The organism is Pseudomonas putida, assembly GCF_003228315.1.
GTDB classification, from domain to species: Bacteria; Pseudomonadota; Gammaproteobacteria; order Pseudomonadales; family Pseudomonadaceae; genus Aquipseudomonas; species Aquipseudomonas putida_S.
The window spans coordinates 1,129,292-1,143,091 of the sequence record NZ_CP029693.1; the positions used below are offsets into that span (position 1 = coordinate 1,129,292).

The window sequence follows — 13,800 nt, forward strand, 5'->3', positions numbered from 1 at the left end:
AAAGTGTCCGATCCTGAAACACCTTCCCCATCGCAAAGGGCGTGCTTGAGCCCTTCGCCCTGTTGCGTCCCGCCTTGTTAATCCATTGATACACGTACGCGCAAACCCCCGTTCCAGAGCATCGCAAGCGATTTAGACGGCCGCAGGCACCCTGCGTTGTCTCAGCGTTGAAACAGATCGAATCCTCCGTTCCCGGACAAAGTTTGCAAGTCATTGAATTACCAATAATTTCAAAAACCGGCACAGCTTTCGCTCTCTCCTTCACAACGCTGACCAGGGGCCAGCCCACAAGAAGAAGGAATTGCTGCCGTGGGGACATTCAATAAAGGCTTGACCTGCCTCCTGCTGATAGGAAGTGCCACCACCTCGGTGCTCAGTTTGGATGTTCAAGCCGAGGGCAACGGCGTCATCGTGCTGCAACGTGACGTTCAACCTGTGCCGATTGGCCGTACCGGTGGCAAAGACCCCTACCCGACCACTGTCAACGTGAATCCTTCGGCTCGCGTTACTGGCGAACTGAGCGATGCCGACATAGCGGGCGTCACCAGCGGTGCATCCCTGCATGGCGCCAACGGCCAGGCTCTCAATGGCATGCAGGGCCTTAACGTCGTTACCAATCCCAACGGTATGCCAGGCATGGGCGCCGGTCACGGCGGAGGTAGCGGTGGCGCCATCTCAGGAACCATCAACCGTGCCATGAGCACTGGCCTTTCTCCACTGACCAGAATGGCTGGAGGTCAATGACATGAGTCGTTCCGCCCTTTTCCTCGCCCTGTTCGCCTGCACCAGCGTCATGGCCGATTCCAGCGTAAGTACGATCAATAACGCAGACATTCAGAATTCCGGCGCTCGGTACAACGGCAACTACGGCGTCAACGAAGCCGCCGGCGATCAGCAACAACAGGCCAACGTCCGCGCCATCGCCATCGGTACCGAAGCCTCGGCAACCACCAGCGTCATCCAGAAAATCACCACGCCCGCCAATCCGTCGATGAACGCGACGGCCACCATCGGCGGCAACTCTTTCACTAATGGCAACGGTGTACTGGGCGTCAACCAGGGCGCCGGGGCCAACAACCAGATGGCCAACGCCATGCGCATCAGCATCAGTGCGATTCCGCAGGCGATTGACGATAGCGTCCTTTCTCAACAGAACGTGGCGCTGTTACCGAACTCAGGAGCAACTGGCACCCCAACCGGCAGTCGCCAGGTCGTCACAAGCGACCAGGCCTTCACCGGCAGCCGGGGGGTAATCCAGGTGAACCAGAGTGCCGGGGTGGGGAACCGAATGGCTAACACCCTGAGCATCCGGGTCGCTGACTGACCCAAACGCAGTGCGATTAGAAAGTACCAACACTTAACCAACTAATAAGCACGGAGAAACACCATGAAACCTTCAATGGCCTTAAAACCACTGGTTTTCGCTCTCGCAGCAGTGATGGCAATCGCAGCACAAGCAGGCGGTCGTGATGATGATCACGGTCATGGAAATGGTCACGGCAACGGACATGGCAATCAGCAGCCTAAACACCCAACTTTTGAAGAAGTTCTGTCGCTCACCGCAGGTGCTGGGGCCCTGGTGATCGATTCACAGGACAGCAACAACAACGGTGTGCTGAACCAGGGCACCAAAAATGATGCCCAGATGAACAGCTCGGGCAATAACACCAACGGCAACGTCGGCATGAACAACGCCGCCGGCGATGGTAACCAACAGGCTAACGCCGCCGCTCTGGCCACCGCTGACGAAAGCTTCATTTTCGGCTCTGCGGTCGCAGCTGCCAGCGCCACCCAAAACAACACCGCCAACACCGTCTATAACTACTCCAGCACCGCCACGGCGAACATGAACAATGTTGGCAACAGCGGCTCCGGCAACATTGGTGCAAACAACGCGGCCGGCGACTTCAACCAACAGAAAAACGACCTGGCAATTGCAGTGTCGGGCGGCCGTGTAGCAGGCGCTGCTGCCGGTGGTACCCAAACCTCCACCGGTCTGGCTGTAAGCAACTATGGCACCGAGGTCATGAAGAAAGACGAACTCAAAGGTACCTTCAAGGCTGATGGCAAGTTCGTAGCCAAAGGCACTGGCACCGTTGAGGATAACGACCACGGCCATGGCGGCTATGGTGGTGGTTATGGCGACAAAGGCCATGGTGGTAACGGCGGCAAGGATGACAAATTCAAGTTCAATGCCATGGGGACCTTCGAGCTGGCTGGTCAATACACTCAACAAGTGCTGACTCCAGACGGCTGGAAAAACCCTGTGACCAACACCGCTACCATGAGCAACGTGGGCAACAACTGGTCCGGCAACGCTGGTTTCAACAACGCCGCCGGTGTAGGCAACCAACAATTCAACTCGCTGTCCGTCGCTGCCGGCTGCAAAGCCTGCACTGGCAACTAGTATTCGCGAGCGTCAGGAAAGCCCCGGCAACGGGGCTTTTTTCCACAGCACCAAGGCGTATCGACCATGCGGAAGACTGCCCTCATCACCCTGCTCTGCCTGTCTGGCCTGACTCAGGCCGCACAGATGCCGGTTGCCGCCCTTCCAGGCGGTGTACTGGTCTACAAGCAGGTGCAGAGTTTGCGTGAGCGCAAATTTGTCGACCTGGTCGAACAAAAAACCGATTTCAGTTGCGGTGCCGCCGCGCTGGCAACGATTTTGCGCCAGGCCTATTGGCTCGACGTCGATGAAGAGCACGTCATCAAAGGCATGCTGGTCAATGCAGACCAGAACCTTGTCCGTACTCAAGGTTTTTCCATGCTGGACATGAAGCGCTACGTAGAGAGCATCGGCATGCGTGCCCGGGGCTACAAGATCCCACCTGAAAAGCTCGAAGCAGTCACGATTCCGGTGGTGGTACTGGTGGATATTCGCGGCTACAAACACTTCGTGGTGTTGCAGCGTGCCGACAAAGACTGGGTCTACATCGGCGACCCGGTACTCGGCCACAAGCGCTACTCCCACGACGACTTTGTCAAAGGTTGGAACGGCATTGTCTTCGCCATCGTAGGTCCCGGCTATGAGAAAACCAATGCATTGCGCAGCCCACCGGAACCCCTGACAGCCAAGAACAAACTGGACAATTTCAACCCGGTCAAAGATCAAGAGTTGATGGATTTTGGTTTTATACAGAGCGACTTCTTTTAATCGCCTACACGATGAGCAGGATGCTCCGGGAGCAGCAGATGAAAACCTCTTATTGGCTGGCCGCTGCCTGTCTGGTGGCGAGCACCTCAGGTTTTGCCAACGGATTCAAACCCATCGAGATCAAGGACCAGGAGCTGGCCGAGCTGCGTGGTCGTTATGTAATGCCGGGGCGGATCATCAGCTTCGGCGTGGTGATGAGCAGTACCTGGCGCAACGCCAGTGGCGACATGATCGGCGCGTCGACTTCGATGCAAATTCAGGCCGCGACGGTCAAGCCCCAATTCTATGTCTCCACCTACTCGCAAAGCGGTAACAGTGGCAGTGGAAACTCGCACGACTCGGGCTCGGGCTCGAACTCGGGCCCAGGAACCGGAACCGTGACAGGTGGCGCCGGCCTCACAGTGACCCAGGGTATCACTCAGGTCACCCGTGCCGCAGGCGATGGCAACAGCTCCAACAACAACATCAGCATCGACGTCAAGGAAGCCAATACAGCTCCGGCGCTGGTGCCAAGCCAGGGCCAGGCCCTGATGGCCGGGCAGACCATTTCCGGCAGTAACTCGGCAGGCAATGTTGCCGTTTCCGCAACGGGCGGCGGTATTCAAATGGCCATTACGGCCAATAACAACCAGGGTTCTGCCATGCAACAAGTTGCCCAGGGCGGGCTGCTGCAAAACACCCGCCTGTTGGGTAACAGCAACATGGTCAACAACCTCACTCAGCTCAACGTTGTACTCAATAATAATGGCCCGAGTGCTGGCGCGTTGGACTGCAACCTGACTCAACTCAACGCACTTCGCACCCTTGGATATTGAACTACGCTGAGTCTCGACCATTGGGCATTAAGGGACGGCTTGATTCATGTATCGATCAGTACCACTGCGCGCAGTTGTATGTTTGAGCGCTCTGCTCCCGGCGGTAATGGTGCAGGCAGCACCAGATGCGGAAGTAGAGCTTCTGAAACAGGAACTTCAGGAGTTGAAACAACGATACGAAGCACAGCAAAAAGCCCTGGCGGTCCTCGAACAACGGGTCCGCCAGGTAGAAGACCAACCGGCATCTCCTCCCCCCAAACGCCTGGCCAAGTCGCCGGCAGACATGAAAGGCAATTCGCAACAAGTCGCCACAGGAACCGGAGCTGCGGCCGCATCAGGGGGCGCAGCCGGTGGGGGGACTGGCAGTTCCTACGGTCAATCCCTGGCAGATGATTCGCAACCGGCACAAAGCGTTTCCAACCTGTATGACGAGGCCAGTGGTTTCTTCGGCGGCGGCAAATTCAGCTTCGAAACCGGGATCACCTACTCGCGTTACGACACTCGCCAGTTGATCCTCAACGGGTTCCTTGCGCTGGACTCGATCTTTCTGGGCAACATCAACCTGGACCGGATCAAGGCTGACACCTGGACGCTTGACCTGACCGGCCGCTACAACTTCGACAATCGCTGGCAGTTCGACCTGAACGTGCCGGTGATTTACCGCGAATCCACCTACCAGTCCGGTGGTGGCAACGGCGGCGCCTCGAACGTCACGACCGAAGACACGGTTACCCGCGACCCGACGATCGGCGACGTGAACTTCGGTATCGCCTACAAGTTCATGGACGAATCGGTCAACACGCCCGATGCCGTCGTGACCTTGCGCGTCAAGGCGCCTACCGGCAAGGACCCGTTCGGAATCAAGCTGCGCCAATCGGATGCCAACACCAACCTGTTCGTGCCAGACACCTTGCCCACCGGCAACGGCGTATGGTCGATCACGCCGGGCATCTCGCTGGTCAAGACGTTTGACCCGGCCGTGTTGTTTGGCAGCTTCTCCTATACCCACAACCTGGAGGAATCGTTCGACGACATCAGCTCCACGGTCAACGTGAAAAACCCGGGCAAGGTGCAAATTGGCGACAGCTTCCAGCTCGGTGCCGGCATCGCGTTCGCCCTGAACGAAAAAATGAGTATGTCGTTCTCGGTGTCGGATGTTGTGCAACGTAAGAGCAGGATCAAGCAAGATGGCGGAGATTGGCAATCCGTCACCTCCAGCGACGCCAACGCCGGTTACTTCAACATCGGCATGACCATTGCGGCCACCGATAACCTGACCATCGTTCCCAACCTGTCCATCGGCATGACGGATGATGCCCCGGACTTCCAGTTCAGCCTGAAATTCCCTTATTACTTCTGACCCGGAACAAAAAGCCCCGCTGCGAATTCGATTGCAGCGGGGCTTTCGTTTGTCCTGACTTCTGTAGGAGCGAGCCTGCTCGCGATGGTGGCACAGTCGCCGTGGGGGGGCCGACAGTCAACGTTATCGTTGACCTCCATCGCGAGCAGGCTCGCTCCTACAGGGTGGGCGGATATCAGCGGATCTGATGTTTGTGCAGCAACCGGTAGAAGGTCGGCCGGGATACGCCCAGGACCTTCGCCGCAACACTCAGGTTGTCGCTGTGACGATTCAATACATCGCACAGGGCCTGGCGTTCGGCCCGAGTCTTGTAGTCTTCCAGCGTGCCCATGGGGGTGGCGACGGTTTGCTGGCTGATCAGCCCCAGGTCCCGAGCCTCGATCTGTCGACCTTCGGCCAGTACCAGGCCCCGGCGCACGCGGTTGGCCAGTTCACGAACGTTGCCTGGCCAGTCATGTTTACCCATCGCGATCAATGCATCTTCACTGAAGCTGCGTGGACGACGGCCGGTTTCGTGGCTGTAGAAGTGGGAGAAGTGGTTGGCCAGCATCGACAGATCGCCATGGCGTTCACGCAGCGGTGCAGTCACCACTTGCAGCACGTTCAGGCGGTAATACAGATCTTCGCGGAAACGCTTCTTCTCGATCGCGGCCTCAAGATCGACGTGGGTCGCCGCCAGCACCCGCACATCCACCGGAATCGGCTGGCTGCCACCCACCCGCTCGATGTGTTTTTCCTGCAGGAAACGCAACAGGTTGGCCTGCAACTCCAGCGGCAGGTCACCGATTTCGTCAAGGAACAACGTGCCGCCGTTGGCCGCTTCGATGCGTCCGACCTTGCGTTGATGGGCACCGGTAAAGGCACCCTTCTCATGGCCGAACAATTCAGACTGGATCAAGTGCTCGGGAATGGCGCCGCAGTTGATCGCGACAAAGGGTTTGCTGTGCCGCTGAGACTGTCGGTGCAGCGTGCGTGCGACCAGCTCCTTGCCGGTACCACTCTCACCGCGAATCAGCACCGGTGATTCAGTGGGTGCCAGCTTGCTCAGCAGTTTGCGCAATTCACGTATCGGTTTGCTGTCGCCGAGCAACTCATGCTCGGGCTGATCAATGTGAACCGTACCCTGCCCGCGCAAGCGCGCCATGCCGAACGCCCGACCCAGTGTGACCTGAACCCGGGAAACATCGAACGGCAAGGTATGAAAGTCGAAAAACCACTCACAGACGAAATCGCCGACATTCTGCAATCGAAGGACTTCCTGGTTGAGCACCGCGATCCACTCGGTACCGCTGCGACTGATCAATTCCTTGACCGCATCCGGCCGCTCCAGATGAAAGGGTTGCAGGCGCAACAGTCCCACGTCACAGGTTCGGTCGGCGGCGTTCTCCAGCGAGCAACTGTCGACATCCCAACCCACGGAGCGTAATCCGGGTAACAGACGATGGCAGTCGTCACAGGGGTCAACCACTAATAGACGTCTCAAGGCAGGCGCTTCGCTCATGACTGTTCCTTGGCGCCAAATTCTAGGAAATATTATTAAAAACAGTCATTTGGCGGACCCGACTGTAACGTTAGCAAGAATTTGACAGCGCCTTGTAACGTTTGACTATAGAGCGGTTGCGTAAATAGTTATAAGAAGCTGTTTTATTAGTTGCCTATCGATCCAGCAACCTTTCATTCAGCTTTCAAGACGCGCACTTGTGAAATGTCCACGAAAGAAAGTTGAAATTTCTTTTCTTCATGTGTGACCCGGACCACGGTTGCGGGCATCAGTACAAGTAACCAGCCGAACGGTAAGCCCAACTGTCGGCACATCACTTGATTGGGCCTATTGAGAGAACATCCTATGAACGCCCCGCTCCGTATCAACGAAGCTCTTTTGATTGCCGACCGTGCCTTCAAGCCTTTCCAGTGCGTGGCCTGGGCGCCACAGGACGGCAACGGTGAACTCAGCCTGACCGTCATCGACCGCACTAACAACAGTATAGGTCGCAAGCAGATCCCGAGCAGCGCCTACACCGACCCACAGCAACTCGAACGCGTGCTTGAACAGGCCCGCGAAGAACTGAGCCAGGAAGGCTACAAACTGCAATCGTGGTCGATGCCGCATTGATCTTTTTTGCGGATTACCCGGGGTAATCCGCGCCCACCCTCCTGTCGTTAGTTGTTCTGTTTTTCTTGGACAACTTCACTTGCGTCGTATCGTTATTTGAACTTTCGCAACCCTGAATCCTTTGCAGGCTTGCCTTTGGTTCGAAAAGACACTGTTGTGGCACACAACGACCCTCCGCCTGTTAGTTCTATCAGTTGTGTATTAATGCTTTCGGCGCTTGAATATTCTCCTTATAAGGTCGCCCACCCAATTCTTGGACAGTGGCGAATCGCAAGGAGATGCGTGCATGGCAACCCCGTCCGTTCTAGCCCTCCAGCCGACACTCGATAACGCCGGCCATCTCGATAGCGATTTCGCCAACCACGGCAAAACCCAGGTGTACTTCGCTAGCAGCATTTCCAGCATGGCCAACGGCGTCGCCATCGATGCGCAAGGGCGTGTGCTGGTGGCGGCAAAGGTGGGCATGCCGGACGGCAGCCGCTTCGGCCTCGCCCGCCTGCTGGGGGATGGCTCGGCGGATCTTGCCTTCGGTGTTCAAGGCAGCGTCATCGGGCAATTCGAACCGGGCTTCGAAGCCATGGCTGGCAATGTTCACGCGTTACCTGGCGGCCACATTCTGCTCATCGGTCTGCACTATGAAAACGCTCACCGCACCCTCCCCGCCGTAGCGTTGTTCGATGCGCAAGGGCGGCCAGTACAGGGGTTTGGCGACAATGGACGCTGCGTGGTGCGCCTGCCGGGCAATTTGTCCCATGGCGTTCGCGACACCTGGCTGCCACCCGGCGTGCCCGGTGCCGAAGCCTGCGATGCCGGGCTCCAGGACGACGGCCGCATCGTGCTGGTGGCCAATCATCATTTTGAACTGGCCGATCATGCCGGCATGCTCATTCGGCTAAACACTGACGGCACGTTGGACAACAGCTTCAATGGCCGGGGATTTGTGGTGGTCAGGCACTTGTTGATGAATACCTGGCTCAACAGCCTCCTGGTGCAACACGACGGCCGGATTCTGGTCGGCGGCTCGATCAACTTTCCCGAAGAGGGTTTGCTGGCACGTTATAACGCCGATGGCAGCCTCGACGAACGCTTTGCCGTGGATGGTTTCATGACGTTCAAGGCCGAAGGACACGGTGCCCAGGTCAGCCAGATCATCCAGCATGGCAATGGTGACCTGCAGTGCTTTGGCAGCAGCCGTGATCCCATGCGCTGCCTGTCGCTGAAAATTCATGGCAATGGCCGAACCGACATGCACTGCAATGATGGCCTGCCCTATCTGCTGGAGGTGGGCCGCAATGGCTGCCAGTGGACCGCCGCCGAGGCACAGCCGGACGGGACTGTGGTCACGGCGGGCGCAACCATTGGTGGCGTAGAAGCGGATTTCATGCTGGGCCGCTACTTGCCTGATGGCCAACTCGATTGCAACTTTGGTGACGGCAACGGCTGGATTCGCACCCGACTCGGACGCAGTCTCGATACCGCCACTTCTTTGGCCGTTCAATCCGATGGCAATATCGTTATCGCGGGTTATTCACTGGATGGTAACTACCATGCGATTGTCGCCCGTTATCTGGGCTGAATTCTTGCCTTGATCTTCTCTTTCGCTTACGGCAACTTGCGCGCTTCTTAAAACAAGGAGTAGCCGATGTCCGGCTCCATGGCCAAAGCGTTCGCCCACAACTTTCTCGGCAACTCTCCTCTCTGGTACAAATTCTGTATTGTCGGATTTCTTATTCTCAATGCCCTGGTGCTATGGACCGTTGGTCCGGTGGCGGCAGGCTGGTTGCTGGTGCTCGAGTTCATTTTCACACTGGCCATGGCACTCAAGTGCTACCCATTGATGCCCGGCGGCTTGTTGCTGGTCGAAGCCTTGTTGCTGAAAATGACTACCCCCCAGGCGCTATATGACGAACTGGCGCACAACTTCCCGGTCATCCTGCTACTGATGTTCATGGTGGCCGGCATCTACTTCATGAAAGACCTGCTGCTGTTTCTGTTCTCGCGCCTGCTGCTGGGCGTGCGCTCCAAAGCCATGCTGGCGTTGATGTTCTGCTTTTTGTCGGCGTTTCTGTCAGCGTTTCTCGATGCCCTGACCGTCACGGCCGTGATCATCAGTGCGGCCGTGGGCTTCTACTCGGTATATCACCGGGTGGCTTCGGGCAGCGACCCGCGACAGGACAGTGAATACAGCGACGATCGACACTTGCCCCAGCTCCATCATGAGGATCTCGATCAGTTCCGCACCTTTCTGCGCAGCCTGCTGATGCACGGTGCCGTGGGCACGGCGCTCGGTGGTGTGTGTACCCTGGTGGGCGAACCGCAGAACCTGCTGATCGGGCATGAGATGGGTTGGCATTTTTCCGAATTCTTTCTGAAGATCGCCCCGGTTTCGCTGCCGGTACTGATAGCAGGCCTGGCGACCTGCGTACTGCTGGAAAAGCTGCGCTGGTTCGGTTACGGCACCTTGCTGCCGGACAACGTACGGGCCGTGCTGGCTGATTACGCCGCGCAAGACAATGCCGAACGTACTACGCGTCAGCGTGCAGCGCTTATTGTTCAAGGGCTGGCGGCGCTGATTCTGATTGCCGCACTGGCGTCTCATGTGGCGGAGGTGGGCCTCATCGGCCTTATGGTGATCGTGCTCATCACCGCCTTCTCCGGCATCACCGACGAGCATCGCCTGGGCACCGCATTCAAGGACGCGATGCCGTTCACCGCGCTGCTGGTGGTGTTTTTCGCGGTGGTCGCGGTGATTCACGATCAGCAATTGTTCACGCCGCTGATCCAGTGGGTGCTGGCGCTGCCGTCCAATCAACAACCGGGCATGTTGTACATTGCCAATGGCCTGCTCTCGGCCATTAGCGACAACGTGTTCGTCGCGACCATTTACATCACTGAAGTCAAGCGAGCCTTCCTCGCGGGCGAAATGACTCGCGAGCATTTCGAGACATTGGCCATTGCGATCAACACCGGCACCAACCTGCCGAGCGTGGCCACGCCCAATGGCCAGGCGGCGTTCCTTTTCCTGCTGACCTCGGCCATTGCCCCGCTCGTTCGCTTGTCCTACGGACGGATGGTGTGGATGGCGTTGCCCTATACGGTGGTGATGGGTGTGTTGGGATGGTATGCGGTGAGTTTCTGGCTGTAGGAGCGAGCATGCTCGCGATGGTCGACAACGATAACGCGGGCCATCTGATTGCCCGCGTTGGCAGGGAATTTTTCGCGAGCAGGCTCGCTCCTACAAGGAGCGGTCGAAAGCTGCGCTCACCCCAACCCGTGCCAGACACGACCATCGCGAGCCAATAACTCTTCGGCGTCCTTTGGCCCGTCTTCACCGGCCGCGTAACCCTGCACCGTGGCGTCCTGCTGCCAGGCATCGAGAAATGGCTGAACCGCACGCCAGCCGTTTTCAATGTTGTCGGCACGCTGGAACAGGGTCTGGTCGCCGGTCAGGCAATCGTAGATCAGGGTTTCGTAGCCGGTTGACGGCTGCATTTCGAAGAAGTCCTTGTAGGCAAAACCCAGCTCGATGTTGTCCATCTTCAGGGTCTGACCCGGGCGCTTGGCCAACAGATCGAACCACATGCCTTCGTTGGGCTGGATCTGGATCCGCAGGTAGGTGGGCGCCAGCTCATCGACTTCGGTATCGCGAAACTGAGCGTACGGTGCCGGCTTGAAGCAGATGACGATCTCGGTGTCGCGCACACTCATGCGCTTGCCGGTACGCAGGTAGAATGGCACGCCGACCCAGCGCCAGTTGTCGATCATGACTTTGAGGGCGACATAGGTTTCAGTGTTGCTATCCGGTGCGACCCTGTCTTCCTCGCGATAACCCGGCACGGATTTGCCAGCGATTTCACCCCCGGTGTATTGCCCCCGCACCGAATTGGCCCGGGCCTCCTCCACCGACCAGGGACGAATTGCGCCGACCACCTTGGCCTTCTCGCCGCGCACCGCATCGGCGCCGAACGCCGCCGGTGGCTCCATGGCCACCATCGCCAGCAGCTGGAACAGGTGATTGGGCACCATGTCCCGCAGGGCGCCGGTGACTTCATAAAAACTGCCACGGGTCTCCACACCGACGGTTTCAGCCGCGGTGATCTGCACGTGGTCGATGTAGTGGTTGTTCCAGAACGCCTCGAACAGGCTGTTGGAGAAGCGGCTGACCAGAATGTTCTGCACCGTCTCCTTGCCCAGGTAGTGATCGATGCGATAGATCTGCTTCTCGGTCATGACCTTGAGCAGGCAGGCATTCAAGGCTTCTGCCGTTGGCAGGTCGGAGCCGAAAGGTTTTTCGATCACCACCCTTCTGAATGCCTCGGGGCTTTCTTCAAGCAGCCCGGACGCGCCGAGACGGCGCACCACTTCACTGAAAAAACGCGGCGCGGTGGCCAGGTAGAACACCGCATTGCCGGTGCCGCTGTCGGCGATTTTCGCCGCCAACGCTTGATAAGTGCTGTCGTCCAGGAAGTCGCCCTGGACGTAGCTGATGCCTTTGGCGAGTTGAGCCCATAAATCCGGGTCAAGGGACTGATCGCCCTTGCCGACTTTGCTGGCCACCTCGTTGCGAATGAAGTCTTCGAGTTTTTTCGCGAAGCCTTCGTCGCTGATGGCGTTGTGGTCAACGCCGACGATCCGCAGTCCTTCCCCGAGTAAACCGTCGCGTTTGAGGTTATACAGCGCCGGCATCAGCAGGCGCTTGACCAGATCACCGTGGGCGCCGAACAGGAACAGCGTGGTAGGTGGCGCGGGTTCAGCCTTGGATTTCCTGCGGATCGGATGGGTCATTTCTTGGGTGTCTCCACGTGGCCACCGAAGCCGAAGCGCTGGGCCGAAAGGATCTTGTCGCCAAAAGTGCCTTGGCCACGGGAACGGTAGCGAGAGAACAACGAGTTCGACAGCACTGGCACCGGCACCGCCTGTTCCATGGCCGCCTCGATTGTCCATTGACCTTCGCCGCTGTCAGCTACGGAACCGGAGAAACCATCCAGATCCTTGTCGCTGGCCAGCGCATCGGCAGTCAGGTCGAGCAACCACGACGACACCACACTGCCACGACGCCAGACTTCGGCGATGTCAGCAACGTTCAGGTCGAAGCGCTGGTCTTCCGGCAGGCGGGTGCTGGACTTGGTCTTGAGAATGTCGAAGCCCTCGGCGAAGGCCTGCATCATTCCGTACTCGATGCCATTGTGGATCATCTTCACGAAATGCCCGGCACCGGCGGGACCTGCGTGGATGTACCCGCGCTCGGCACGATCGTCGTCGGATTTGCGGTCCTTGGTGCGCGGAATGTCGCCCATGCCCGGGGCCAGGCTGGCGAACAGCGGATCAAGTCGCTTCACGGTCTCGGCGTCGCCGCCGATCATCATGCAGTACCCGCGCTCCAGGCCCCAGACGCCGCCGGAAGTGCCGACGTCGATGTAGTGCAGGCCTTTTTCCGAGAGGGTCTTGGCCCGACGGATGTCGTCCTTATAGTGAGTGTTGCCGCCGTCGATGATCGTATCGCCGGCTTCGAGCAAGGTGCTCAGGGTGTCGATGGTGTCTTCGGTCGGTGCGCCTGCCGGCAGCATGACCCAGACCGCTCGTGGTTTGGCCAGGCCAGCGACCAGGGCTGGCAAATCGGCGACGCCAGTGGCGCCTTCTTTGCTCAAGGCGTCGACAAAATCGGTATTGCGGTCGTACACAACGGTGGAATGGCCGTTGAGCATCAGGCGCCGCGCGATATTGCCGCCCATGCGGCCCAGTCCAATAATCCCGAGTTGCATGTGCTGATGCTCCCTACTACAAATAAAAGTGTGTCAATGGTTATAGCCCAACGCGACTATTGAGGTTAGTCCAGAGCGCTGGCGTGAAGTTTCCGGGCATTGTGCCCGATCCAGACAGATAACGTCGGCAATCCTGCCGAAGACACAGCGACAGTGAAAAATAAAAAAGTTCCCTTCAAGGACAAAAGAAATCAAAATTGGCGCCGATAGTAGATCAGGCACCGATATCGGGCCCGATTTACAGTTGAGACACGCCATTTGCGAGGTGAGCAATGGGCACAGTACACACCGCACTGCCAGCACAAACCCTTTATGTCACTATCCGCCGCGACGAATTGCGCCAATTGAAAGACGAGCGCGACCAGTTGAAGCAGGAACTTGCGCAGCTGCGCCTGATGCTCCAGGGCCAACAGCCCTTACCCATGACACAACGTGCTGCCCTCGACTGATATCCCCGCCTGAATCGGAAGCAGAACTGCCCTGCTTCCGACACATCGTAACCCTTCGCCAGACAAGGCAATTCACAAATTTTTCACATTCAGTCATTGACACTGTTCGGCTTCGTGGCCGCCCGGTATACGCGCAGCCTTCGTTCG

General features: G+C 58.0%; 13 protein-coding genes. 10 read left to right on the forward strand and 3 right to left on the reverse strand.

Annotation, left to right across the window (positions count from 1 at the left end):
• Window positions 1-309: 309 nt before the first annotated feature.
• From DKY63_RS04925 to DKY63_RS04950, 6 genes are all read left to right on the forward strand, one after another.
• The gene (locus tag DKY63_RS04925; protein ID WP_110963060.1) at window positions 310-744 is read left to right on the forward strand and encodes a hypothetical protein; all 435 of its coding nucleotides are present in this window, start codon (window positions 310-312) and stop codon (window positions 742-744) included.
• A 1-nt stretch (window position 745) separates the two neighbouring features.
• On the forward strand, window positions 746-1,324 hold the full coding sequence (locus DKY63_RS04930; RefSeq protein WP_110963061.1) for an adhesin: 579 nt from the start codon (window positions 746-748) through the stop codon (window positions 1,322-1,324).
• A gap of 63 nt (window positions 1,325-1,387) precedes the next feature.
• Entirely contained in the window at window positions 1,388-2,407 is a 1,020-nt protein-coding gene (locus DKY63_RS04935; RefSeq protein WP_110963062.1) for a heme utilization protein, read from the forward strand.
• A gap of 66 nt (window positions 2,408-2,473) precedes the next feature.
• On the forward strand, window positions 2,474-3,154 hold the full coding sequence (locus DKY63_RS04940) for a C39 family peptidase (RefSeq protein ID WP_110963063.1): 681 nt from the start codon (window positions 2,474-2,476) through the stop codon (window positions 3,152-3,154).
• Window positions 3,155-3,174: 20 nt separating this feature from the next.
• On the forward strand, window positions 3,175-3,969 hold the full coding sequence (locus DKY63_RS04945) for a hypothetical protein (protein ID WP_110963064.1): 795 nt from the start codon (window positions 3,175-3,177) through the stop codon (window positions 3,967-3,969).
• Between the two features lie 46 nt (window positions 3,970-4,015).
• A complete protein-coding gene (locus tag DKY63_RS04950) occupies window positions 4,016-5,329 on the forward strand; it encodes a hypothetical protein (RefSeq protein ID WP_110963065.1) in 1,314 nt (437 codons plus the stop codon).
• Window positions 5,330-5,504: 175 nt separating this feature from the next.
• Here DKY63_RS04950 and DKY63_RS04955 read toward each other — a convergent pair whose 3' ends face one another.
• Complete coding sequence (locus DKY63_RS04955; RefSeq protein WP_110963066.1) at window positions 5,505-6,830, reverse strand: sigma-54 dependent transcriptional regulator; 1,326 nt, start codon at window positions 6,828-6,830, stop codon at window positions 5,505-5,507.
• 345 nt (window positions 6,831-7,175) lie between these two features.
• On the opposite strand from DKY63_RS04955, the gene DKY63_RS04960 reads away from it, so the two are divergent.
• From DKY63_RS04960 to nhaB, 3 genes are all read left to right on the forward strand, one after another.
• A complete protein-coding gene (locus DKY63_RS04960) occupies window positions 7,176-7,442 on the forward strand; it encodes a hypothetical protein (RefSeq protein ID WP_110963067.1) in 267 nt (88 codons plus the stop codon).
• A 286-nt stretch (window positions 7,443-7,728) separates the two neighbouring features.
• Complete coding sequence (locus tag DKY63_RS04965; protein WP_110963068.1) at window positions 7,729-9,018, forward strand: hypothetical protein; 1,290 nt, start codon at window positions 7,729-7,731, stop codon at window positions 9,016-9,018.
• Window positions 9,019-9,084: 66 nt separating this feature from the next.
• Entirely contained in the window at window positions 9,085-10,587 is a 1,503-nt protein-coding gene (gene nhaB / locus DKY63_RS04970; RefSeq protein ID WP_110963069.1) for a sodium/proton antiporter NhaB, read from the forward strand.
• A 116-nt stretch (window positions 10,588-10,703) separates the two neighbouring features.
• Here nhaB and zwf read toward each other — a convergent pair whose 3' ends face one another.
• Complete coding sequence (gene zwf, locus DKY63_RS04975; protein ID WP_110963070.1) at window positions 10,704-12,227, reverse strand: glucose-6-phosphate dehydrogenase; 1,524 nt, start codon at window positions 12,225-12,227, stop codon at window positions 10,704-10,706.
• Entirely contained in the window at window positions 12,224-13,204 is a 981-nt protein-coding gene (gene gnd / locus DKY63_RS04980) for a phosphogluconate dehydrogenase (NAD(+)-dependent, decarboxylating) (RefSeq protein ID WP_110963071.1), read from the reverse strand. The genes zwf and gnd overlap by 4 nt, the downstream gene beginning before the upstream one ends.
• Window positions 13,205-13,476: 272 nt before the next feature.
• Between gnd and DKY63_RS32335 the strand changes: the two genes are divergently transcribed.
• Window positions 13,477-13,653 (forward strand): DUF6026 family protein, encoded by a 177-nt coding sequence (locus tag DKY63_RS32335; RefSeq protein WP_204354295.1) that lies wholly within the window; start codon window positions 13,477-13,479, stop codon window positions 13,651-13,653.
• Window positions 13,654-13,800: the final 147 nt, after the last annotated feature.

Bases quoted from the DNA above. Each gene is read 5' to 3' on its own strand.
- DKY63_RS04930 (WP_110963061.1), top strand. From the start codon at position 746: ATGAGTCGTTCCGCCCTTTTCCTCGCCCTGTTCGCCTGCACCAGCGTC.
- DKY63_RS04935 (WP_110963062.1), top strand. From the start codon at position 1,388: ATGAAACCTTCAATGGCCTTAAAACCACTGGTTTTCGCTCTCGCAGCA.
- DKY63_RS04940 (WP_110963063.1), top strand. From the start codon at position 2,474: ATGCGGAAGACTGCCCTCATCACCCTGCTCTGCCTGTCTGGCCTGACT.
- DKY63_RS04945 (WP_110963064.1), top strand. From the start codon at position 3,175: ATGCTCCGGGAGCAGCAGATGAAAACCTCTTATTGGCTGGCCGCTGCC.
- DKY63_RS04950 (WP_110963065.1), top strand. From the start codon at position 4,016: ATGTATCGATCAGTACCACTGCGCGCAGTTGTATGTTTGAGCGCTCTG.
- DKY63_RS04955 (WP_110963066.1), bottom strand. From the start codon at position 6,830: ATGAGCGAAGCGCCTGCCTTGAGACGTCTATTAGTGGTTGACCCCTGT.
- DKY63_RS04960 (WP_110963067.1), top strand. From the start codon at position 7,176: ATGAACGCCCCGCTCCGTATCAACGAAGCTCTTTTGATTGCCGACCGT.
- DKY63_RS04965 (WP_110963068.1), top strand. From the start codon at position 7,729: ATGGCAACCCCGTCCGTTCTAGCCCTCCAGCCGACACTCGATAACGCC.
- nhaB (WP_110963069.1), top strand. From the start codon at position 9,085: ATGTCCGGCTCCATGGCCAAAGCGTTCGCCCACAACTTTCTCGGCAAC.
- zwf (WP_110963070.1), bottom strand. From the start codon at position 12,227: ATGACCCATCCGATCCGCAGGAAATCCAAGGCTGAACCCGCGCCACCT.
- gnd (WP_110963071.1), bottom strand. From the start codon at position 13,204: ATGCAACTCGGGATTATTGGACTGGGCCGCATGGGCGGCAATATCGCG.
- DKY63_RS32335 (WP_204354295.1), top strand. From the start codon at position 13,477: ATGGGCACAGTACACACCGCACTGCCAGCACAAACCCTTTATGTCACT.